The organism is Shewanella sp. LC6, from assembly GCF_006385735.2.
GTDB lineage: Bacteria > Pseudomonadota > Gammaproteobacteria > Enterobacterales > Shewanellaceae > Shewanella > Shewanella xiamenensis.
The window spans coordinates 4,737,501-4,761,137 of the sequence record NZ_CP043902.1 but is presented as its reverse complement, the minus strand read 5'-3'; the positions used below and the strand labels follow the sequence as shown (position 1 = coordinate 4,761,137).

The 23,637-nt window shown below is 46.8% G+C and carries 19 protein-coding genes and 1 rRNA gene (1 of these 20 cut by a window edge); 5 read left to right on the top strand and 15 right to left on the bottom strand.

What is annotated here, in order from left to right:
* Positions 1 to 68 precede the first annotated feature (68 nt).
* The 3 genes from FJD32_RS21260 to FJD32_RS21250 form a co-directional block, all read right to left on the bottom strand.
* The gene (locus FJD32_RS21260; protein ID WP_099457274.1) at positions 69 to 1,010 is read right to left on the bottom strand and encodes a DUF4424 domain-containing protein; all 942 of its coding nucleotides are present in this window, start codon (positions 1,008 to 1,010) and stop codon (positions 69 to 71) included.
* Positions 1,011 to 1,040: 30 nt separating this feature from the next.
* Complete coding sequence (locus FJD32_RS21255) at positions 1,041 to 1,274, bottom strand: hypothetical protein (RefSeq protein ID WP_037423496.1); 234 nt, start codon at positions 1,272 to 1,274, stop codon at positions 1,041 to 1,043.
* Between the two features lie 117 nt (positions 1,275 to 1,391).
* On the bottom strand, positions 1,392 to 2,729 hold the full coding sequence (locus FJD32_RS21250) for a coproporphyrinogen III oxidase family protein (protein ID WP_037423493.1): 1,338 nt from the start codon (positions 2,727 to 2,729) through the stop codon (positions 1,392 to 1,394).
* A gap of 386 nt (positions 2,730 to 3,115) precedes the next feature.
* Between FJD32_RS21250 and FJD32_RS21245 the strand changes: the two genes are divergently transcribed.
* A complete protein-coding gene (locus FJD32_RS21245) occupies positions 3,116 to 4,042 on the top strand; it encodes a bile acid:sodium symporter family protein (RefSeq protein WP_055648485.1) in 927 nt (308 codons plus the stop codon).
* Between the two features lie 844 nt (positions 4,043 to 4,886).
* The gene (locus FJD32_RS21240; protein ID WP_037429215.1) at positions 4,887 to 6,944 is read left to right on the top strand and encodes a TonB-dependent receptor; all 2,058 of its coding nucleotides are present in this window, start codon (positions 4,887 to 4,889) and stop codon (positions 6,942 to 6,944) included.
* Between the two features lie 79 nt (positions 6,945 to 7,023).
* Here the strand turns inward: FJD32_RS21240 and FJD32_RS21235 are convergent, their stop codons facing one another.
* The 12 genes from FJD32_RS21235 to FJD32_RS21180 form a co-directional block, all read right to left on the bottom strand.
* Positions 7,024 to 8,007: a formate dehydrogenase subunit gamma gene (locus FJD32_RS21235; protein ID WP_037423443.1), complete on the bottom strand. Its 984-nt coding sequence runs from the start codon at positions 8,005 to 8,007 to the stop codon at positions 7,024 to 7,026.
* Between the two features lie 76 nt (positions 8,008 to 8,083).
* On the bottom strand, positions 8,084 to 8,653 hold the full coding sequence (gene fdh3B, locus FJD32_RS21230; RefSeq protein WP_099457275.1) for a formate dehydrogenase FDH3 subunit beta: 570 nt from the start codon (positions 8,651 to 8,653) through the stop codon (positions 8,084 to 8,086).
* A 29-nt stretch (positions 8,654 to 8,682) separates the two neighbouring features.
* Positions 8,683 to 11,535 carry a molybdopterin-dependent oxidoreductase gene (locus FJD32_RS21225; protein ID WP_037429193.1) on the bottom strand — a complete coding sequence of 951 codons (2,853 nt, stop codon included), beginning with the start codon at positions 11,533 to 11,535 and terminating at the stop codon, positions 8,683 to 8,685.
* Between the two features lie 17 nt (positions 11,536 to 11,552).
* Positions 11,553 to 11,753, bottom strand: a complete 201-nt coding sequence (locus tag FJD32_RS21220; protein ID WP_037423451.1) for a twin-arginine translocation signal domain-containing protein — start codon at positions 11,751 to 11,753, stop codon at positions 11,553 to 11,555.
* A gap of 380 nt (positions 11,754 to 12,133) precedes the next feature.
* A complete protein-coding gene (locus FJD32_RS21215) occupies positions 12,134 to 13,162 on the bottom strand; it encodes a formate dehydrogenase subunit gamma (protein ID WP_037423454.1) in 1,029 nt (342 codons plus the stop codon).
* Between the two features lie 49 nt (positions 13,163 to 13,211).
* Positions 13,212 to 13,808, bottom strand: coding sequence for a formate dehydrogenase FDH3 subunit beta (gene fdh3B / locus FJD32_RS21210; protein ID WP_007651894.1), 597 nt, complete (start codon positions 13,806 to 13,808; stop codon positions 13,212 to 13,214).
* A 26-nt stretch (positions 13,809 to 13,834) separates the two neighbouring features.
* The gene (locus tag FJD32_RS21205; protein ID WP_037429190.1) at positions 13,835 to 16,684 is read right to left on the bottom strand and encodes a molybdopterin-dependent oxidoreductase; all 2,850 of its coding nucleotides are present in this window, start codon (positions 16,682 to 16,684) and stop codon (positions 13,835 to 13,837) included.
* 17 nt (positions 16,685 to 16,701) lie between these two features.
* Entirely contained in the window at positions 16,702 to 16,899 is a 198-nt protein-coding gene (locus FJD32_RS21200; RefSeq protein WP_011074127.1) for a twin-arginine translocation signal domain-containing protein, read from the bottom strand.
* A gap of 166 nt (positions 16,900 to 17,065) precedes the next feature.
* Complete coding sequence (locus tag FJD32_RS21195) at positions 17,066 to 17,743, bottom strand: molecular chaperone TorD family protein (RefSeq protein WP_037429186.1); 678 nt, start codon at positions 17,741 to 17,743, stop codon at positions 17,066 to 17,068.
* 10 nt (positions 17,744 to 17,753) lie between these two features.
* Positions 17,754 to 19,430, bottom strand: a complete 1,677-nt coding sequence (locus tag FJD32_RS21190) for a 4Fe-4S binding protein (RefSeq protein WP_088586298.1) — start codon at positions 19,428 to 19,430, stop codon at positions 17,754 to 17,756.
* A gap of 171 nt (positions 19,431 to 19,601) precedes the next feature.
* The gene (locus tag FJD32_RS21185) at positions 19,602 to 20,258 is read right to left on the bottom strand and encodes a DUF3306 domain-containing protein (protein ID WP_037429184.1); all 657 of its coding nucleotides are present in this window, start codon (positions 20,256 to 20,258) and stop codon (positions 19,602 to 19,604) included.
* Positions 20,258 to 20,722 carry a DUF3305 domain-containing protein gene (locus tag FJD32_RS21180; RefSeq protein ID WP_037429183.1) on the bottom strand — a complete coding sequence of 155 codons (465 nt, stop codon included), beginning with the start codon at positions 20,720 to 20,722 and terminating at the stop codon, positions 20,258 to 20,260. The genes FJD32_RS21185 and FJD32_RS21180 overlap by 1 nt, the downstream gene beginning before the upstream one ends.
* Before the next feature lie 298 nt (positions 20,723 to 21,020).
* Here FJD32_RS21180 and FJD32_RS21175 point away from each other — a divergent pair, with 298 nt between their 5' ends.
* The 3 genes from FJD32_RS21175 to FJD32_RS21165 form a co-directional block, all read left to right on the top strand.
* Positions 21,021 to 21,917, top strand: coding sequence for a formate dehydrogenase accessory sulfurtransferase FdhD (locus FJD32_RS21175; protein WP_055646686.1), 897 nt, complete (start codon positions 21,021 to 21,023; stop codon positions 21,915 to 21,917).
* A gap of 38 nt (positions 21,918 to 21,955) precedes the next feature.
* The gene (locus tag FJD32_RS21170) at positions 21,956 to 22,861 is read left to right on the top strand and encodes a helix-turn-helix transcriptional regulator (RefSeq protein WP_037423474.1); all 906 of its coding nucleotides are present in this window, start codon (positions 21,956 to 21,958) and stop codon (positions 22,859 to 22,861) included.
* Between the two features lie 720 nt (positions 22,862 to 23,581).
* Positions 23,582 to 23,637 (top strand): 16S ribosomal RNA (locus FJD32_RS21165); it runs 1,487 nt beyond the window's last position.

Genomic DNA, 23,637 nt, shown 5'->3' with positions numbered 1-23,637 from the left:
AAAAAAAATCCCTGAGCATTGTTCAGGGATTTGTGTATGAGAGACAGGCTTTTAGCTGGCTTTTTCGATTATTCAAAATCCGGTTTACGGATAAATAGGATGCTGAGATCCTGCGTTGGCGTGAATTTTTTTTGCTGAAACTCAAAGGTGAGTGAATCGGTTTTTTTAAGTTCACCATCAAAACACAAACTGACGAGATCAGTCGGTTGGGATTTTTTCAGCGTCAGTTTAAAGTCCTTAATCGCTCCTTGCCAGTTATTGGCCGTGACCAAAATATAGCTAAGGTGGCTCCATTCCACGCCATATTCAACATCTTCGCCGTCTTGTTTAACGACGAGATTACGCTTCTTAATACCTTGCTTAGCACTTTCATCTAAACAGGCAAGTTCAGTGTAAGTATCGATAATACTATTGGCAGTATCGGGGATGCCTGTTGAGAGGCTAGGCGTGTAACTGTGGCTGATGGAGACAGATTGGCCCGCGGGAAAGGTTTGTTCCCACACAAAGTAATCGCTTAGGGTAAAGGCGATTTGTTGCTCCTCATCCAACCATTCCTTGGGGAGCGCAGGTTTGCCCTTGGGGACTTTGCTATATTCGGCAAAATAGGCGACTTCCTCTACACCCCAGCCGAGTTTTTTAAGCTCGGCAGAAATATCCGTCTTATCGGCAAGTTGGGCGACGAGCCTGTGCTCGGTTGGCTGGGGTTTGCCATTCACTTTAAGGGTGAAGTTATCGATGCTGCTGTGATCGGCGGAGCCAAAAAACATCGGCGGCATGGGGAAGGCGATAGGGACGATAAGATCCTGCGAACTGGTGTTGGTAAACACATAATCGACCCTGATTTCGGCCTCGCTGATAAAGAGTGACTCTTTGTCCATACTGATATGCGGCTGATATTTAAGGGTGATTGAACCATTGGCATCACCAAAACTGCTGTCGTTGGCAAAAACCGATGTGCTAAATAACAACGCGGTTAGAGTGCAAGCTAAGATGCGTAAATAAGATGGCATAAATATCTCAACGAATTGGAAATCAAAAGATTATTGATGGCGGGCAAGTTCGATGGCTGCGGCAATAGCATTGCGTGCTTGCGGGCTGTTTTTCCAGCAAGTGGTGCGTAACATGCTAGCGACGAGGTTGGCGATATCCTCGACCTCATGCTCGGCCAACTGCGCAAGTGAGCTAATACCGATTTCTTCAAAGCGTTTAATGACAGTCGGGCCAACGCCCTTAACGGCGAGTAGTGCTTGTTTTTCTTGATCAGTAAAACCCATAACGAATACTCCTTTATTACTGGGTTGGTCACGAATGCGAATAAACCGAGGCAAGAGTAGCGCGAAATCACCTTAACAAAAAGGCCCATAAAGGGCCTTTAGTGGTTTTACTCTTGCTTACATATCGCAGGGTTTGAGCGGTTTACGCAATTGCGCGCGCACGTTATCCATGCCAGCGTAGAACTCTTTCATCATTAACAGGCCCATCATCTTGCCGTTATCTGTGATGATCAGATTATCGGGATCGGTGGGGTCGTTCTTGATGGCGCCAATCAGCTTCATCGAGGTCATTTCCTTAAACAGGGCTGTGTCTAAGTTAACGCCAAAGGTTTCGCGGAAATATTTACGCGATAGGCGACCGGAGAACATCCCCAGCAGAAAGCGATATTGCATCACATCTTTTTTGTTGTAGTTCTTCTGTTGCTCGACGCCCATCTTGCCAGCGGCGATCCGCTCTTGGTATTTACGTAGCGAGAAGGTGTTAACGTATAAAGTGTCATTCAAAAAGCTAAATGAGCCTGAACCCACCCCTAAATACTCATCGTAGTCGATTACATATTCATCAAAACCTTCGTCATTTGCTTTACCAAATGCCCATGCAGATAACTGATTATATTGACCATTTAAGCTGTTTAAGATCTGGCGATATTGGTTGGCCATATCCGCCTGTGGTGCGGCCAGTTTACCTTTAACACTCTTACGCGTTTGGTGCGTAATCATCAGTGGATAGGTGGTGATCTGTCTTGGGTCGAGGCGTGAGGCCATGTCTAAGTCGTGCTGGATCACTTCATCGGTTTGGCCGCGGAAGCCAAAAATCAGGTCGACGTTGATAATGGGGAACAGCTCTTTAGCCGCCATGATCTTGTCGAAGGTTTGTTGACCTGTGCCGAATTTTTCGAGGCGGTCGGTCATTTTTAAAATGTCATCGTTAAAGCTTTGTACGCCGATGGACATACGATCCACTAAGCCCTTGAGTTGTTTAAAGCCTGGGCTGTCTAAATGCTGTGGATCGGACTCGCAAGACACTTCTTTAATGCTTGGGAATAAGGTCTTTGCATGCTCAATGGTGCGGGCGAGTTCGTCTTCTAATACTGTGGTGGTGCCACCGCCAATGTACATAGATTCAAAGTCATAGCCTAAGGCTTTGACCATCTCCATCTCTTTACGTAGGGAGATAAAGTAAGCGCGCGCCTTGTCTTCCTTAAACATAAAACGGTGGAAGGTGCAGTAAGAACACAAGGTATGGCAGAAGGGCACATGGGCATAAAGCATGTACTTTTTACCTTCGACCGGAGCGGGCATGATGTCGGCGGAGAGCGTATCAAGGCGAAGATTCTTATCGACATAATACTGCATGACTCGTTCCATCGAGCTGAGCATCCAGTTAGGGACGGTAATATTCGCTTGATAAGGCGTTGCGATCGCGCCGCTGAGCGTTTGAATAACTGAAGACATAACGATTCCTATCTGAGAGTGCTAACCGTAAACACCAAAATTGCTTTAGGTAATTCACGACCACCTAGCGCAATTAGACTACCTCGTATGGAGTAAATAAAACGTGAACTGGTTATAAGTTACGGTTTCCTAACAAGGAAATCACGGGCTTTTTGTTAAGCAGATCATGTTTTAGTAAACATAGATGCATATTTACTGAGGTTTTTGGCTCTTTGTTATTGAATTTGAGCGATTAACTTAAGAGCTCAATCGAAAGGCTGAAATGATAAAAAGTTGAGCTTCTTACTTGTGGACGCTTTGGCTTGTGCTGAGGGAGTCAGGCTGTCATTATCCCTGCGGACATTGCTTAATTTCCTCAAATCGCCTGAAATATCGGAGGATCCCCATTGGTTAATATCAACCGCTTTTTTCCGCTATTTGCCTTACTCGGGGCGGGTACGGCGTATTTGATGCCCGCATGGTTTAGCGGATTAAAAACCAGCATAGTGCCGTTGCTGGTGGTGATTATGTTATCCATGGGATTGACCTTAGATTTGCAGGATTTTACCAATGCATTTAAGCAGAAACGCGCCGTTATCACTGGCTTAATCTTGCAATTTACCCTAATGCCCTTAAGTGCCTTAGTCATCAGTTTACTGTTAGGGCTCAATCGGGAGTTGACCATAGGCATGGTGCTGGTGGGGAGCGTGGCAGGCGGCACGGCATCGAACGTGATCTGCTATTTGGCCAAGGGTGATGTCGCCTTATCTATCACTATGACGGCGCTATCCACCTTAGTGGGTGTGGTGCTCACCCCGTTGATTATCCAGCTATTAATCGGCGAGATGGTCGCTATTCCTTTAGTGGATATGCTAGTCAGCCTCGTTAAAATCGTGCTTATCCCAGTAACTGTGGGTGTGGTGTTGAATCACTTCTTTAAACCGCGGGTGGCTAAACTTGCCCCTGCATTACCCATTATTTCTATCGTGGCGATTGTGCTGGCCATCAGCATTATTGTGGCCTTAAATGCGGGGCAATTTGCGCAGGTGGGGCCTGTGATTTTACTCGCGGTGTTTCTACATAATGGCTTAGGACTCGCCTTGGGTTATACCTGTTGCCGCTTGCTCGGCTTTAGTCACACCGTGTGTAAAACCATTTCGATTGAGGTGGGGCTGCAAAACTCTGGTCTCGCAACTGCTCTGTGTATCAAGTTTTTTAGCCCAGTCTCCGCCGTCCCCAGCGCGATTTTCTCAATTTGGCATAATCTCTCAGGCGCCATGCTGGCAGGATATTGGGCGAGCCGAGTACAGAAACAGGCAGATGTATTGAAATAATTCCTGTAATGGTAGCGCTCGATTTATGGATTGATAAGGCGAGAGTTACTGAGGGAAGATTTTTGCTCTGATTAGGGAAAACTTTGGTATCTATTGCGTTTAACCTCGGGACGAACAAGCAGAATATCAACTGCATTCAAAAAGATTTGTACCCGCGGAATAACCGTCCGACGCCAGTGTTGGTCATGAATTTACGACTGACTATTAGCTTCACGACTATCACTTCATTCAGTAAGCATGTGATCGAAACCCTTATCGCCAATACAGGACAAAAATATGGCCACTAGGCGCTTAATTGGACGTTATATAAATCCACCACGACACAGGTAGTAGGCTGATTGATATAAAGAAAGTTGCAATTCGAAATTGATGACTATTAGAGGGAGGAATTCCGACCATTAGTACTAACCAGCCTAATATGGATGCAATTCCTAAAAATAAATTGCTTATCGATAGTGATAGGTTGCCAATAATGATCCCCATGAACACTCCTATCGCTAGGTACATCAATTTTGCTTTTGAAATATCACCCATGGTTTCCGTGTTTCCGCTAATCCTCCTATTAGCAACTTAGAATATAGGCAGAAACAGAAGAACGCTATAGGGTGACTGCTTAAGTCTTTGTGGCCGAATATCTGTAGATATAAAGTTATTGTAACTGACTTATCTTATTAACACTTAAAGTGTTTTTCCTTTCAATACCTAATGTATTTGCGTTATATCACAAAGTGATTTGTTGAATGTAAATGATATCGATTATCAATTGTGGTTAAGGTTGTTTTAAGATAAATTGTCGGCATTTTTAGTTAACACCTTTTTATCAATGAGTGCCGTCGAGGTTTTTATGAAATGCAGGGCGTTTAAGAAAAGTGCAATTGCCGCAATAGTTTCGAGTTTACTGGTCTCTTCCGTTTATGCTGGTGTGGATGCGGAATCTTCAGAACCGATTGAAAAAATTACTGTTTATGGTGAAAAGATTGAGCGTAGCCTGAAGGATACGACGTCATCTATTTCAGTGATTGATAAGGAAACCCTCGATAGCGGCCAATACCAATCAACCTCAAGTGCCTTATCTGAGGTGCCGAACGTGGTGGTGTTATCCGGCTCTGTGCCCGATATTCGTGGGGTTTCTGGTAATGGTTCGGCCTCCGGATTTAACTCTTTCACCGGTGGGGCTCGTGCGCGGGTATCAACCTTAGTCGATGGTGTGGCGGAGCCTTTTGTTGCTGATCTTACGGGTGATACTGGGCTGTGGGATATTCAACAAATTGAGGTTTTCCGTGGTCCGCAATCGACGATTAATGGTCGTAACAGCATTGGCGGTACGGTATTTATTAAAACCGAAGATCCGACCTTCGATTGGCAGGGCGCGGCTCGCGTGGGTTATCGCAATCAAGATAACTTTATCGACAGTGCAGTGATGCTCTCAGGCCCCATCCTCGATGATGAGTTAGCATTTAGGGTGAGCGGGCAAAATGTGACGGGCGAAACCTACAATAAAGGCTTGGAATACGAGACGAATCCCGCCACATTTGATCAAAATGAACTCATTACCAATCGCTGGCGCGGCAAATTTTTGTGGCAACCGAGCGCAATTGAAGACCTAAAAGTGCTCTACAGCTTTTCATACAATGATGAGAAAGGTGACTCAGGGCGTAACTATTTTACCGGTGACGATCCATGGGCATATAAGCCGATTTCCCAACGTTATATCGAGACTAAATCGACAACTCACTCAGTGAAAGTGGATTATGACCTCGGGGAAGGGCAAGCCCTCGATCTGATAGTCGCCTATATGGATTACGATTGGGGCTTTGAAACCTATGAGCCTCTCGTGACTGCCCAGCAATATGTGGATATGGAGGACAAGAGTTATACCGTAGATGGCAAATATAGCTTTGGCCTCAAAGACAAAGATTTCAACGGTTTTGTTGGTTTAGCCTATTTTAAACGTAGCCAAGATTTTGGTAGTACTGGCAGCTCAATCTATAGTGGTGATGACAGCACTAAGTCAGCCTCCGTTTATGGTGAAGTCACCTATGGGCTCGCCGACTCGATCTGGATTACTGTTGGTGGCCGCGTGATGCGTGAGGAGCAATTACGTAACTTCAACATGCGCTATCAAGGTAGTCTACTTGAGGAAAAACTCGATGACGCCAATACCGTTACCCTGCCGAAGTTAGTGCTGCAATACGCGCTGAATGATAATACCACCTTAGCGGCCAGTGTTCGTCGTGGTTATAACTCGGGTGGTGGCGCGCTGTCTTTGGTGGAAAGCGAGTATTACTACTACGATGAAGAGTTTGTAAATACCTATGAACTGAGTAGCCGTAGCGCATTTGCCAATGGCGATGTCAACTTAAGTGCTAATATCTTCTACAACGATTTTGATGGTTATCAAGCGTCTAATAGCGCCCGCAAAATTACCAATATCGATAAAGCCGTCAGTTACGGTATTGAAGCCGAATTCAGCGCCATGTTAACTGAAAACTGGCAGTTTATTTCGGGCGTAGGTTTACTCGATAGCGAAATCAAGCAAGCCGACCCTAGCTATGGGGATATTATCGGTAATCAGTTGAACTCAGCCCCGCACATCACTGCTAATGCTGGATTCAAGTATTGGATGAATGATGCGTTCTCTTTCGGTTTTTCAGGCAACTATGTTGGCGAGTATTTTGCGGATATTAATAATACCGAATCTAGAATAGCGGGTGATTATGTCGTGGCGCGTGTGAGCCTTGATTATCAAACCGATAGCTGGAGAGTTAGCGGCTTTGTCAACAACCTGTTTGATGAGCAAGCGTTGACGGTAAATGAACCCGCCAGCCGCAGTTACCCCGATGGTTATGCCGCGATTATCGATCCCAGAAATATCGGTGTCTCTGTGATGTATCGCTTCTAATCGCTCGAGTTAACGCACTTATTTTACCCATAAAAAAACCTCCACAAATACAGTGGAGGTTTTTTATTTTCAGCGACTTTTACTCTTTATATTTCAACGTGCCGTTAGCTTTGATTTCGTCGTACCACAGGTTGTGGTGTTGGGTTGCCCAGTTTTCATCACAATAACCAGACACCATACACTCCATACCGCCTTCTGACATTACCGTTGCCATGAAGATATGCACGATAGAGAAAGCACAGATCACGATGGCGCTCACTGAGTGCAATACCAGCGCGATTAAGCTTAAGGTGCGGCTTGGTTCGAAAAGATTTGGGAACAGTAACAACATGCCAGATGCTGAAATGATTAACCCGAACAGGGCAAAGGCCCAGAACCACATTTTTTCACCGGCGTTGGCAAAGCCTGCATCAGGGTGTTTACCTTTGAATGGACCAAAGTTGATGTAACCACCAACAACCAGGAACCACTTCACGTCGTACATTTTTGGCAGCTGGTTCTTCGCCCATAACACTGTCATCAATGCCCAGCCGATCATAAACGGAATCGCCATCACATCATGGATTTGCTTAGCGCCATAGACGATAGCTTCCCAGATGCCTTCGCCCAACCAAGGTTGGAAGAAGAAGCGACCTGCTAATAAGGTTAAGCCCGTTAATATCAATAGTAAGCACGGAATCGCACCTAACCAGTGAATAGAAACGTCGAATTTAGACCAGCGATGCACTAACTTGCCTGAAAAACCATGGTGTAGCTTAGAAATGCCGTTCACCTTGATAAATAAGACAAAGATAATGATCATGCCGAATAGCGCTGCCATTAAAGCCGGCGCTAACCAGTCGCTACGTAGCTCCAACACCCGTAGATCATAAGTATTGATCGGCTGTGCGTGGAACTCGCTTTGTGAGGTAGTGTATCCCGTCGCGCCATCCTTCAGCTGTGCCCAAATTTGGGCATCAGAGGCTTGAGGTTGGATCGCCTGTCCATCACCACCATTGGCTAGACACACGGCACTAAATAGCAGTGCTATGGCTAAACCTATGTGTTTGAACCATTTGTTCATCATACATCCTCTCTCGCTTAGTGGCGCCTGCAAGCAGGCACCAAGCTAAGTCTGTGGACAGATCCTGTGACCTGAATTAATTCCAAGCCGCGTTTTTAGCACCACGGTAAGCCACGCGCTCACGGAAGATGTTCGAAACAACTTCTGCATTACCCGCTAATAAGGCTTTAGTGGCGCAGAGTTCTGCGCACATTGGCAGTTTGCCTTCAGCAATACGGTTTGAACCGTACTTCTGGCGCTCTGCCTCTGAGTGGTTTTCTTCTGGGCCACCGGCACAGAAGGTACATTTATCCATCTTACCGCGGCTACCAAAGGCACCTTTTTTCGGGAACTGTGGTGCGCCAAATGGGCAGGCGTACAAGCAGTAACCACAACCGATACAGGCATCTTTGTTATGTAGCACAATGCCGTCATCGGTTCTGTAGAAGCAGTTTGCTGGGCAAACCGCCATACATGGTGCATCTGAGCAATGCATACAGGCGACAGAGATTGATGCCTCACCTGGTTGACCATCGTTGATGGTTACCACGCGGCGGCGTTGGATACCCCACTCGAGAGCGGAGTCGTTTTCGTTTTTACATGCGGTGACACAGCCGTTACATTCGATGCAGCGCTTGGTATCACACAAAAATTTCATTGTAGCCATAGTGGCAATTCTCCTAGCTTAAGCTGCACTTACGCTTTAACGATCTGACAGAGCGACGCTTTGGTTTCCTGCATTTGGGTCACAGGGTCATAACCATAGGTCAGTGCTGTGTTACAGGATTCACCGATAACGTAAGGCACTGTGCCCTCAGGGTAGTTAGGCGCTAAGCTTTCGCCGTGCATCACACCCGCAAAGTGGTAAGGCATAAAGGTCACACCTGGTTTAACGCGTGGCGTTACCATGGCTTGTACTTTAATGCGGCCACCTTCGGCGCCCTCTAACCATACAAACTCACCGTTGCGGATACCGCGGTCGGCAGCGTCGCCTGGGTTGATTTCAACAAACATTTCCTGTTGAAGCTCAGCCAGCCATGGGTTAGAACGAGATTCTTCACCACCACCTTCATATTCCACTAAACGACCAGAGGTCAGTACTAATGGATATTTACCGCTGAAGTCTTTCTCTTGGATTGACTTGTACAGTGTTGGTAGACGATGAACTTGCATATCGTCGTAGGTTGGGTACTTAGCGACTAAGTCACGGCGTGCGGTGTATAACGGCTCGCGGTGCACAGGTACTTGGTCTGGGAAGGTCCAAACGATACAGCGGGCTTTGGCGTTACCAAATGGGATACAACCGTGCTTAATTGCCACGCGCACGATACCGCCTGACAGGTCAGTCTTCCAGTTTTTACCTTCGGCTTCGGCTTTTTCCTCGGCAGTCAGATCATCCCACCAGCCCAATTGCTTGAGCATATCGGCAGTAAACTCAGGATAACCATCTTGGATTTCCGCACCTTTAGAGTAAGTGCCATCCGCCAAAATGCTTTGACCGTTGTATTCAACACCATAACGAGCACGGAAGTTACCGCCGCCGTCTTTTACGTGTTTGGCTTGGTTATACAGAATTTGGGTACCAGGATGTTTAGCTTCTGGTGTACCCCAACATGGCCAAGGTAAACCGTAGGTTTCGCCCTTCGCAGGCCCCCCTGCGGCTTCAAGCGTTTTATTGCTGAAGGTGCCCCAGTTTTGGGTGTGTAACTTGATACGCTCAGGGCTTTGACCTGTCATACCGATAGTCCACATACCGCGGTTAATTTCGCGAGTAATGTCTTCGATTACTGGTAAGCCGTTTTCTTTGGCGATGCGTTTAGTGTACTGCTCGTCAATACCGAGTTTTTGCGCTAAACGGTACATGATTTCGATGTCGGTTTTTGACTCGAATAAAGGTTGGATAACCTGCTCACGCCATTGGATAGAACGGCCTGAGTTAGACACTGAACCTTGTGTTTCAAACTGAGTCGCAGCAGGTAACAGATACACGCCATTCTTACGACGGTGCATAACACCTGCCATTGTTGGGAATGGGTCGACAACGACGACTGTATCCATCTTGTCTAAGGCATCACGCACTTCACGTTGACGGGTTTCAGTGTTGACCGATTGACCCCAGAAGAAGGCCATACGGATATTGTCTTTCTGAGCCAGTTTGCTCTTGTCTTCTAACACGCCATCGTGCCAGCGAGAACAAGGAATGCCTGGAGTGGTCATTGGATCTTTGCCTAAGTAGGCGTTTTGATCGAAACGGCTCTTCACCCATTCCATATCCAGATCCCACACGTGGGTCCAGTGAGTCCAAGCCGCAGAGGTTAAACCGTAGTAACCTGGTAAGTTATCGAATAACAGACCTAAGTCAGTCGCACCTTGTACGTTATCGTGACCACGGAAAATGTTAGTACCGCCACCAGATACGCCCATGTTGCCTAAGGCTAATTGCAGAATACAGTAAGCACGAGTGTTAGCGTTACCGACGTGATGCTGAGTACCACCCATACACCAAATCACAGTACCAGGACGATTATCGGCCATCAGTTTAGCGGCTTGATAAACCACTTCTTCGCTTACGCCAGTGATATCCGCCACTTCTTTTGGCGGGAATTTTTTCACTTCTCTGCGGATACTTTCCATCTCGAATACGCGATGTTTGATAAAGGTTTTATCTTCCCAACCGTTTTCGAAAATGTGCCATAACATACCGTAGATAAACGGAATATCAGTACCAGGACGAATTGCACAGTGCAGATCTGAGTGCGCTGCAGTGCGAGAGAAACGTGGATCAACGACGATGATTTTCGCGTTGTTTTTCTCTTTAGCGATCAGAATGTGTTGCATTGAAACCGGATGCGCTTCCGCTGGGTTTGCCCCGATCAGGAAGATAGCATTGGCATTCTGAATATCGTTGAAAGAGTTAGTTTGCGCACCGTAACCCCAAGTGTTAGCAACACCGGCTACCGTGGTAGAGTGACAAATACGAGCAGAGTGGTCGACGTTGTTTGTGCCCCACATGGCCGCCAGTTTGCGGTACATATAGCAGCCTTCGTTAGAAAACTTAGCGCTACCCATGAAGTACACTGAGTCTGGGCCAGATTCTTTACGAATGTTGAGCATTTGGTCGCCCACTTCGTTAATCGCATCTTCCCAAGAGATTTTTTTCCACTTGCCATCAACCAATTTCATTGGGTATTTCAGGCGTTTTTCACCGTGGCCATGCTCACGCAGTGCAGCACCTTTGGCGCAGTGACCGCCGGCGTTGAATGGGTGATCAAATGCAGGTTCCTGACCTGTCCATACACCGTTTTGTACTTCGGCATATAGACCGCAACCGACGGCACAGGCACTACAAATCGTACGTTTAACTTCGATAGGCGCATCGTGCGGTACATCTTTGGCTTCTGCGCGGCGCATCATGCCAGTACCCATCAGAGAAGCGGCTGCGATACCACCAGTAGCAATACCAGCTTGCTTCATAAATTGACGACGGCTAATGCCTAACGTCGGTTTGTCGGCCACTTTGGCGACATCGGACTTGCGAGTTAACTTCATCGCTGACTTCTCCTAGATTAGCTACGCAGGCTATCGTAATAGCTGATAATGTGCGCAGTTTCGTGGTAACCCTTAGGTTCTTTAGTTGTTACCTTGCTGCTCTCGCTGGCTTGGGCTGCACTGATGCCGGTAGCGGCAATTGCGGCGCCGGCTACGCTGCCAACGGTGAGTGCTTTAAGCAAAGAACGGCGAGTTAAATCGCTAGGTTGTTGCTTCATGCTGACTCCTGAAATAGGGGTTATGGTTCTTGGGATGGCGCGACTTTTCGAGGAGTGGTGCTTGTTATCAAAAAGTGAAGATTAGAGGTGAAAAAGATAATAAAATCATCTTGCTTGCCGTTAATCATCGCGCGTGACGGCAATATAGTAGGAAAAGATTGAGTAGGATTTGATCTAGAACAGTTTGCGGTAACAGAAGATGATACGCTAATCCAAAAGCGTTAACTTGCTCATGCTTTGGCGGTTTATTTGAGATGACAAAATTGCCCGATTTCTACTTCAAAAATAAAATGCTTGTTAATAAGTTGTTGCTTTTGTTTGGATAAAAAAACACCCCGCAGTGCGAGGTGTTTTTATCGGGTTAAGCATAACCCCTTGCGTTAGTCTTTATAACGCAAACTGCCGTTGGCTTTGATTTCGTCATACCACAGGTTGTGATGCTGGATAGCCCAGTTTTCATCACAATAGCCTGACTTCATACACTCCATACCGCCTTCACTGAGTACGGTCGCCATCCAGATATGCACTATGGTAAAGGCAATCAGGATAACGGCACTGATCGAGTGGATCAGCAGCGCGCCCATCGAGGCTTCACGGGGTAGGTCTAAGCCGGGTAATACCAACATGATGCCAGACACACTGATAAACAGCCCGAATAGGGTCAGTGTCCAGAACCACATTTTCTCACCGGCGTTGGCAAAACCACTGTCAGGGTGTTTACCTTTGAATGGGCCAAAGTTGATATAGCCACCGACCACTAAGAACCATTTAAGATCGTACATCTTAAAGGTTTGAAGTGGCATCCATTTCACTACGCAGACAATCCACGCCATGATAAAGACGGGGCCAGCCCAGTCATGTACAGTTTTACTACCGTAGATCAGTGGTGCCCAGATATCTGGCCCAAGCAGTTCCTGCACGACATGCTTACCGAGCATAATAGTTAAGCCAGTAAACATCAGTGCAAGACAGCTAATTGCCATGATCCAATGGATCCACAAATCTGCCTTTGACCAACGTACAACCATCTTGCCCGAGAAACCGTGGCTGAGTTTTGAAGGACCATTCACCAGATAAAACAGTAAGAAAGCACCAAACACACCCGTCACGGCCAAGGCCATAATCGGGGTGATATATTGATTCCTTATTTCTTTACCTTGGTTACCGGCAACGTTAATCAATACCCCAGTTTCGACCCCTTTGGCCGTGGTATAGCCAGTTTCACCTGACTTTACCGCACGCCACAGATCGGCTTCGCTGGTTTGCGCTTTCGCCTGCTGTTGGCTCGATTGCTGATCACTTGCCAGTACTGAGCCTGCGCTCATGACTGAGCCAAGTCCCAATCCCATCACGAGTACCATCAGAGCAAACAGACTGCGCAGTGATTTGTTTAACTGTTTGTTTAACATTTTCACTCCTTGCCAGAGGTTAGGGATCACTCCCTAACCTTCACTCTGCTTAGTTAATCTCACCGGTTTTTGGGTTGTAGCCCCAAATCACGTTAGGATTGCCTCGAGATGCCATACGTTGACGGTAAATGTTTGATACCACTTCCGCATCACCCGCGAGCAGTGCTTTAGTTGAACAAAGCTCTGCACACATAGGTAGCTTGCCTTCAGCAATACGGTTGGCACCGTATTTCTTGTGCTCGGCTTCGGAGAAGGTTTCTTCTGGGCCACCGGCGCAGAAGGTACACTTATCCATTTTACCGCGGCTACCAAAGGCGGTTTTCTTCGGAAATTGTGGTGCACCGAATGGACAGGCATAGAAGCAGTAACCACAACCGATACAGGTATCTTTGTTGTGCAGCACAATGCCATCGTCAGTACGGTAGAAACAATCTGCCGGACATACGGCCATGCAAGGAGCGTCGGTACAGTGCATACATGCGACTGAAATCGATGCTTCACCTGGTTGACCATCGTTAATTGTCACCACGCGGCGACGTTGAATACCCCACTCCAGCGCGGAGTCGTTTTCGTTTTTACATGCTGTGACGCAGCCGTTACACTCGATGCAGCGTTTGGTGTCACACAAAAATTTCATGACTGCCATAATGGCTTATCTCCTCATCAAGTTGGTTAGGCTTTGCTTATCTGGCACAAGCTGGACTTCGTTTCTTGCATCTGAGTCACAACGTCATAGCCGTAAGTTAAAATGGTGTTTGCCGACTCACCTATCACATAAGGCACAGTGCCTTCTGGATAGTTTTTCGCTAGGCTTTCGCCTTCAAATACCCCTGCGAAGTGGTACGGCATAAAACATTCACCCGGTACAACCCGTGGCGTCACCATTGCCTTCACTGTGATCTTGGCGCCTTCAGGGCTATGAACGAAGACATTGTCACCGTCACGAATACCACGGTCAGCAGCGTCTGCCGGGTTCATTTCGATAAACATTTCTTGTTGTAGCTCGGCTAACCAAGGGTTAGAACGAGATTCTTCACCACCACCTTCGTATTCCACTAAACGACCAGAGGTCAGTGTCAGTGGGAAACCTTGGGTAAAGTCCTTATCCTGAATCGACTTATAAAGTGTCGGTAGACGCGCAACCATACGATCTTCGTAGGTTGGGTACTTAGCGACTAAGTCACGACGAGGAGTGTAGAGTGGTTCGCGATGTAGTGGGATATCATCTGGGAAGGTCCAAACGATACAACGTGCTTTCGCGTTACCGTAGGGAATACAGCCATGTTTAATGGCAACACGTTGAATGCCGCCAGAAATATCTGTCTTCCAGTTTTTGCCTTCGGCGTGTTTTTTCTCTTCTTCGGTTAAATCGTCCCACCAACCCAATTGCTTGAGCATATCGGCGGTAAATTCGGGGTAACCATCTTGGATTTCACTACCCTTAGAGTAAGTGCCTTCAGCAAGAATATTGACGCCATTGTGCTCAACACCATAGCGGGCACGGAAGTTACCACCACCATCTTTAACGTGTTTGGCTTCGTTATACAGAATTTGGGTGCCAGGGTGTTTCATTTCTGGCGTGCCCCAACATGGCCATGGTAAGCCATAGGTCTCACCCTTGGCTGGGCCTCCCGGTGCTTCTAGGCTGTCAGCATTAAAAGTACCCCAGTTTTCTTGGTGCATTTTTAAGCGTTCTGGGCTATGACCTGTGTAGCCGATTGTCCACATACCTTTGTTAAATTCGCGGGTAATATCTTCAATCAATGGCTCATCACCGTTGACTTTGATTTGTTTGAACAGTTCTTTATCTATGCCTACTTTCTTAGCGAGTTTGCACATGATCACGTGATCTGGCAGTGATTCGAACAGCGGCTCTATCACCTTCGAACGCCATTGAACCGAGCGGTTTGTGGCTGACACTGAGCCGTAGGTTTCAAACTGAGTCGCAGCGGGTAGCAGATACACCCCATCCTTACGTTGATGCATCACGCCTGCCATGGTTGGGAATGGGTCCACAACCACCACAGTATCCATTTTATTCAGTGCTTCACGTACTTCGCGGCCACGGGTTTCAGTGTTGACTGATTGCCCCCAGAAGAACGCTAAACGAATATTGTCCTTTTGCGCGATTTTGGTTTTATCTTCAAGTACGCCATCGTGCCAGCGAGAGCAGGGAATACCGGTTGAAGTTTGTGGTGTTTGACCTAAGTATTCGCCTTGGTCGAAACGGCTTGCCACCCATTTAGGATCGAGATCCCACACATTGGCCCAGTGGTTCCATGCTGCAGTGGTTAAACCGTAATAACCGGGTAAGTTATCGAATAACAAACCAAAGTCAGTTGCACCTTGTACGTTATCGTGGCCACGGAAAATGTTAGTACCACCACCAGGAACCCCCATGTTACCTAAAGCTAATTGCAATAAGCAGTATGAGCGGGTATTGGCATTACCGACGTGGTGCTGAGTACCACCCATACACCAAATAATGGTGCCGGGTTTGGTTTCAGCCATCATCTTGGCAACACGATACATTTGTGCCTTAGGTACGCCCACTACGTTTTCAACTTCTTCTGGGGTGTACTTTTTCACTTCTTCGCGGATACGTTCCATGCCGTAAACACGATGCTTGATAAATTCTTTATCTTCCCAGCCATTTTCAAAAATGTGCCATAACAGGCCATAAATGAACGGAATATCGGTACCTGGGCGGATATGCACGTACTCATCAGACTTAGCTGCAGTACGGGTGAAACGAGGATCAACGACAATAATTTTGGCGCCGCGCTCTTTACCAATCAAAATATGTTGCATTGCAACTGGATGAGCTTCACTTGGGTTTGCCCCAATAAACATGATGCACTTAGAGTTGCGAATATCGTTAATCGAGTTAGTTTGCGCACCGTAGCCCCAAGTGTTTGCAACACCGGCTACTGTGGTAGAGTGACAAATACGGGCTGAGTGGTCGACGTTGTTCGTGCCCCACAATGCGGCAAATTTGCGATATAAATAAGCCTGTTCATTTGAGAACTTAGCACTACCCATAAAGTAGATAGAATCTGGACCTGATTCTTGACGAATCGCCATCATCTTATCGCCCACTTCATTGATGGCTTGATCCCAAGAGATCTTCTTCCACTTACCGCCTTCTAACTTCATTGGGTATTTCAGGCGTTTTTCGCCATGGCCGTGCTCACGCAGAGCTGCACCTTTAGCACAGTGACCGCCTTGGTTGAATGGATGGTCAAATGCGGGTTCTTGGCCTGTCCACACACCGTTTTGTACTTCAGCATAGATACCACAACCCACAGCGCAGTGAGAGCAAATGGTACGCTTAACTTCAGTCGGTGCATTGTGGGGGATATCTTTGGCTTCTGCTTTACGCATCATGCCAGTACCTAGCATTGACGCTGCAGCAATACCACCAGTGGCAAGACCTGCCGATTTTAAAAATTGGCGACGATTGAGACCGAGGGCGGGCGCTTTAGGCTCGACAACTTGGTCTGTTTTGCGGGTTAATCGCATCACACACACTCCTCTGGTTAGTTGTTCAACGACGCATAGTAATTACGGATATGGTCGGTTTCGCGATAGTTGTCACTCTTAGGTTCGCTTGGGGCAACAGTGGGGGTCGCAGCCAATGCTTGGCTACTCACAGTCGCTACCGCGCCAGCCGCACTGCCGAGTGCTAATGCTTTGAGCAGTTGACGGCGGCCCATGTCGGAAGCTTGCTTCTTCATAGTGTCTCCTTGTGTTACTAAATGAGGTGATACAAACCACGACCACCTCGGTTACTGTGGAAGCCTAAGCTTCCTTTTTGTGGCAAAGGTGAACGTTAAGTCCACCTTTGCCTATCAAACTTATATGCGATAGACAGCAAGATACTGCTCGCAAATTAGCTAAAGTTTAGTTCATTAATTCCGCTTGTTTTTCGATATCGCTGGCAGCGGGTTGTAGCTCCGCACTGCCAGGGCAATTCACAGGAATGTCTAAACTGAGTTGCTCAAACTCGGTGGCTTCCATCTCGAAAAACGCTTTAGCAAGCTGAGCGACCGTAGCGTAAAAGGCGGCACTAGGTGCTTTACCTAGGTTGTCGCAGAAGCGCTGAATCCAACTGCCAATATGGCGTTGGTAAAACGCTAGTTGACGATAACCTGGAGCCTCAAGAATTAATGTGCCCATCACTTCACACAGAGCAGCCACATGATCTTCGGGCTCTTTGACGTTTTCTTCGCGCTCAAAACCGAGTTGCATCAAGTCTTGGCGCAGCAGTGCTAAGGGTTTGTCCATTAATGAGCCAGTCATAAACCAACTGCCATAGGGCAAGATTTCGCCACAACCCACACCGAGGAACAGTGCAAAATACTCATCTTCTAATTGTTCACTGCTGAATTGCTTTGCAGCCAGTTGTACAGATAACCAAGCCTTGGTCATCTCATTGTCTTCATTGGCATCGATTTCAAGGTTGGCCAAAAATTGCAGCAGCTCAGGGCTAGGATGGCGACGCAAAAGGGCGGCTAACAGTTGATAGATATCGGCTCTCAACTGATCGTTTTCTGATACTTGTCTTACTGATTCGGTCATAGCGGATCTCTTATCGCAGTTGCTTTTCAGGATCTTGAAGAATGTCTTCAAACATGTCTTTTACCCGGCAATCACCACACATTTTCAAGCGTTCAATATTGGCTGAAAATGCACTGTGCGCGCCGACCATATCCAGCATCCGATGCACCATAGATTGGGTCGCAAAAGGAGAGCCGCAGCGAATACATTCGAACGGGGCTTCTTCTTTCAGGGTTTGTAATTGCTGACGAGCAGCTTTATCAAAGTTAATTTGTGGCGTCAGGCTGATGACCTTTTCAGGGCAAGCCGCCTCACATAAGCCACATTGCACACAGTTTTGCTCAATAAAGTGTAGTGCAGGTTTGTCGCCACCATCTTGTAATGCCATGGTGGGGCAAATCGCCACGCAGGACATACAGAGCGTACATTTCTCGACATTGACGCTGACGTTGCCGTAGGGAACGTTGTTGATACTTAAACAGCTGTTGATTTCACCCGCTTGGCTGTTTAGATGGTCAATCGCATCAAACAGAGTGTTACGTTTGCTGGTGGACGCAAAAGCGCCGGGCACAATCACTGGCCAATCGAGGCTGATGTCGAGCACAGGCTCCAAATTCGCCAGCATGCTTGGGTCGATAAGACTCAAGCGCTGCGGTTGACCCATTTCATCTAAAATGCTGTTGGCTAAAGCCAGTTCACCTTTCAACATTTGTGTGAGCGTAGGGGCAGTTGCCTCGGTATTGAGGATTAACACTTGGCGTGCGCCCCAAGCTAGTGAAGCTAACCAATGGTCAATGCTGGCAACGGTGATTTCTTCGAGGGCGACAGGGAGCACATCCCCGGCTAAGTCGTCCCCTATCAAGCTCGCGCCAACCGCGTTGTCGTGGAACAATATCACTGGTGCTGTTTGCGCTTGCTCACGGTAACGACTGATGATTTTATTCAGGTAAGAATGCAGTGCCTGTGGGGTCGGTAAGTCATAACTAATGGCCCCCGTTGGGCAGGCACTCGAGCAGCTGCCAGCGCCGTGGCAAAGGTAGGGGTCGACCTCAATTTTTTTAGCGACACTACTAATCGCATCAGCTGGGCAGAAGTTGAGGCAACGGTTACAGCCGTTGATACCGTTGCGGTCATGGGCGCACAGGTCGGCATTAATTTTGACGTAGCGAGGTTTATCAAATTGGCCAACCAGTTCGGGGAGTTGCTCTAGTGCATCGGCGAGCTTTATGTCGTCTTGGCCAACATAGAAATACCCCGGTGGTAGCATTTCGAGATTCAAGCAAGGTGTGCTGCTTAAATCGAGTATCAAATCAAAGTGCGGTTTACGAATGGCGACAACACTTAATTCCGCTGCACCGTTTTGATGCTCAACGCTAACTTGGAACTGCCCTAAAAATCCTTTAATACCGATCAGTTTGTTGTAGTAACTTTCGACATTCGTGGCGGCAGCCATCACCTGCTCAAGGTGTGCTTCATCTTGGCTGGTAATGGCTTCGTTCGCTAAAATGACGCGGCTTGCCATAGTGGACAATTTGTCCGCTGCGAGGCGTGCGAGATCCTCAGGGCCAATAATTAGCACTGTGCCTTCAGTGGTGTAACTCACTGTTGGCGGGATCAGATTCTGTAAAATCTGTGTTTGGGCTAACACATTTTGCCGCGCTTGTTTTAGCGCAGCCTGGGTTTGATTGGTTGTCAAATGAGTGCTCACATTGCGTTCCTGAACAGTACGTTGGCTGCTCTTTTATCGCTGTTTTGTTACAGATTCAGGCATTGATTTGATACTAAGTCATTGCCTTTTCTGCTTTTATCTAAGTTTTGTACTCTTAGTACAGCAATTCACATACCAAAGTTATAGACATAAAAATTAGCTAAACTGACATTAAACAACTGGCTTTTGCATCTGAGCTAATGGCTCTGGTGCATTTTGGGGTAGGTCATCAGTCTCCCCATCCAAATTGTCCGCAATCGGTATGGTGGCTAATTCGGTTTCGATATCACTGTTTTTTGATTCGATGGTATTTTCTGCACCGATCACTACATCGTCTGGTGTTGAGGTCGGTTCGATCTCTGATTCTTCACTGTCTTTGGTGATATAGCGGAATACTTTCTGGGCTAATTCAGCTGAGACTTCGCGTGTTAGTTTCGGTTGGTTGCTGTAATCAAGAGCATATTCCAAAAGACCATCTATCTCATTGAAATGCGGTTGTTTCCAAAGGGCGCGTAGCGCTGCCGTTTTTGCTGCTGGGTCAACATTCGCCCCCATAAACTGAGCGAAACTGCCACCAATCTCAATCTCGTCAGGATTAGGGAGATCTTCTGCCGTGAGGATGCGATGAGGGTCTTCATTTGCCTGGCTAAGCGCATCTTGTGATTCTTGCGCAGCGGTAGGCTCTTGAGTGATCTCTTCTGCCTTATTATCAACAAGTTCTTCCGCAGTCGTTTGCGTTTTAACAGCGGCTTCTTCAGCTGCCACTTGCTCACGACGTTGACTCCAACGGCTAAAAAAACCGTTTGCCTTTGGGGTTGAATCAGTCATTAGTCCCTCCGCAATGGATCGTGGCTTGGACCTTGATTTTTACGGTGATCGACATGCTTACGACGATAAGCAGCGATTTCAACTTCACCATATTGAGTGATAAAGGCTTCGATCCAACAGGCAATCGCTTCAGGCATTAGCGTGTTGATTACGGGCGTATTGCCTTCAAGACAGCCCGCAGCAACATTTTGATCTGCCGAAAGTAACGCGGGTACCCAAGTACCGTCTGCCATTTCATCACAGACTAAGTACAACATCGCATTGTCCATATCGAGGTTGATGCGGTAACTGGCGCGCTCATCTTTGTGCAGCTCTAGCAGTACTAAGGTCGCTCCTTCGGGGGCTTCGTGGGTTGTGGGAAGTAAATGATCGATTTCCCATTGTACTGAGGTCCAACGACCCACCTGTTTCTCTACTTTTTTGAGTGAAACGTACATGGGCCAAACACTAGTAGTATGTTGCATTGTCTCTCCGTTTCAACCGTAAGGGAGATAAGCCTTAGCATCCGGCGCTATTTCCCCTGCTTATCGTGATAAAAGGTCACTGCAATATTAATGCCATTAAACAGGGGGAATTAGTTTGAAGTGGATCATCAAAATAGGGTTAAAAGCGAGACATTTTGTCTGAGTGGACATTTTGTCTGAGACATTTTGATGCGCCAGAATGTTTCGTATTGCGACGGATCACGCATTTAGCCCTGAGTTTTATACCTAGGTATAAATATTGCTATGCTGATGCCATCACTCGTAAAGCGGTAACATTATGATTTCTGATAACAGTTCTAATATTGCTCAGCAGATGCTCGCCAATGACCATCCTTCTCTACCCAAGCGAAGCTTTTCCTTTGTAAAAACTCAAGCTGAAGTGCCGTTAACTATTGCCGTCAAAGCAGTGGATGAGTCAGGAGTGGTTATTGATAAGCATGTTGCCTGTGAGCGACCTTTAACGGTTTATCTGAACTGGCGCCCGATAGTGACCCTGATGACATTGGGGGCAAAGCCTGAGTCATTAGCTCTTGGTTATCTTAAAAATCAGGGTTTTATCTCGGATGTTGCTCAATTAGAGTCTGTAATTGTTGATTGGGATGTGAATTCTGCCGCGGTATTAACGCATGAGCACACCGCCGATCTCGAACAAAAGTTATCTGAAAAAACCGTTACTTCCGGCTGTGGCCAAGGGACTGTATATGGCAGTTTTATGCAGGATTTAGATGGTATTCAGCTACCTACCCCAAGCCTTAAGCAGAGTACGCTCTACAGCTTGCTCAAAAACATCAATGAATATAATGAGACCTACAAAAATGCAGGTGCAGTGCACGGCTGTGGTGTTTGTGAAGCTGACCAGATCCTTGCTTTTGTAGAAGATGTTGGCCGTCATAACGCGGTGGATACCTTGGCGGGAGATATGTGGTTAGCACAGGATCGGGGCGATAACAAAATCTTCTATACCACAGGACGGTTAACCTCGGAGATGGTGATTAAGGTCGCCAAAATGGGGATACCCGTATTGCTGTCGCGAAGTGGTGTAACGCAAATGGGTCTGGAGCTTGCCCAAAAACTTGGTATCACGATTATTGCTCGGGCCAAAGGGCGTCACTTTTTGGTCTACCACGGTAGTGAAAATCTCGAATTTGATGTGAATACCAACTCCGATAAATAGCGACCGGACTCAAAAGAGATAGACGACAAGGATATAAGATGACATCCGCCAGTGAATTGATTTACATGAGCGCGAAGCAAGTTGCTGAGTATTTAGATCTTAATGAGAAAAAGGTTTACGCGATGGCGAATGACCGAATTCTTCCCGCAACAAAAATCACCGGCAAATGGTTATTCCCTAAGGTGCTGATTGACCGCTGGGTGATGGACTCCTGCCATAGCGGTATGTTAACTGACAGACTATTGATTACTGGTAGTGATGATCCTCTGTTGTCAATGTTAGTGGCGCGTTTGATGGCGCAGGTTGGTAGTCGTGAGCTTATTAGTTACAGTGCAACAGGCTCTCGTTTGGGGTTAGAGTTATTAGCTAAGGGCTATGCTGATGTGTGTACCTTGCACTGGGGGAGTATGGAAGATAGAAATATCCGCCATCCAGCATTGCTTAAAGGTTATCAAAACCACCAACAATGGATCATGGTGCACGGCTATTCCCGTCAGCAAGGCTTGATCATGCGTACCGATATGCACCACAGATGTCAAGAGGAGGATAAAGTTCTCAGTTTGCCTTGGCGCTGGGTCAGTCGCCAAGGCGGCGCTGGCAGTCAGCAGCATCTAGAGCAGTGGCTATTAAAGCAAGGTGCACGTTTAGATCAGCTTAATATCATACTCACAGCTTATAGTGAGCGTGAACTTGCAGGCTATATTGCACGTGGAGATGCAGATATTGGTTTTGGTTGCCAGTCTGTTGCTTTAGAGAGCGGTTTAAGCTTTGTGCCACTGATCAGGGAGTCCTTCGACTTTGTGATGCCACAAAGTATTTACTTTCGCAGGCAGCTACAACAACTGTTTACTATGTTAAGCAGTGGGCATACTCGGCAAATGGCGGCTCTTTTAGGGGGATATGATCTTACCGATTGCGGACAGCTTCTTTGGAGTGCAAGTTAAGTACCTATATATGTACGTATAAGTGAATCACTACACGCTACTTTATAGCTTATATATGTATAAAGTAGCGGCTGACACCAATAGCCTTCATCTTGCTTAATAATGTAGAGCTCCAAATTTACCGCCTCATTTAATTCTTTTTTCTATCTTTAGCACACACTCGTTTACTCAATAAAGGCTCGCTGTTAGGTTTGTTTTACGCATAAATCCAGCGTTTGTGGATAACTCTGGGTATAACAAGTGTGTAGGTTGTGGCTAGCTTGGGTGTAACAATCTATTTGAAAATTAATCATAAAAACCTGAAAAAAGCGCTTGCACAAAAAGTTTCGCTGCCTATAATGCGCATCCACTGACACGGCAGACAGCGAAAGCGAGCGCGGTTACAGTGCGAATCGAATGCAGAATGTGCAGTTGATTCGAAAGCCTCAAGAAGTTTGTAAAAACGCCTTGACGCGACAAGGGAAATGCGTAAAATACGCAGCCCTGACCCAGTGAGCGGTAACGCAAGCGATGAGGTCAAACGCTCTTTAACAATCTAAACAAGAAATCTGTGTGGACACTCACAGGTGTTGAGTTAATCGAAATTACTCTGCCGTTTGGCGAGTAATCAAAGAATTAAATCAATGAATGAGTGTTCATAGCAATATGTACAACGACTTATTAAGTTAAGTCGATTCAGAATTCATTGAGTCGTTTAACGCGAGTTAAACAAAAAACTTTTAATTGAAGAGTTTGATCATGGCTCAGATTGAACGCTGGCGGCAGGCCTAACACAT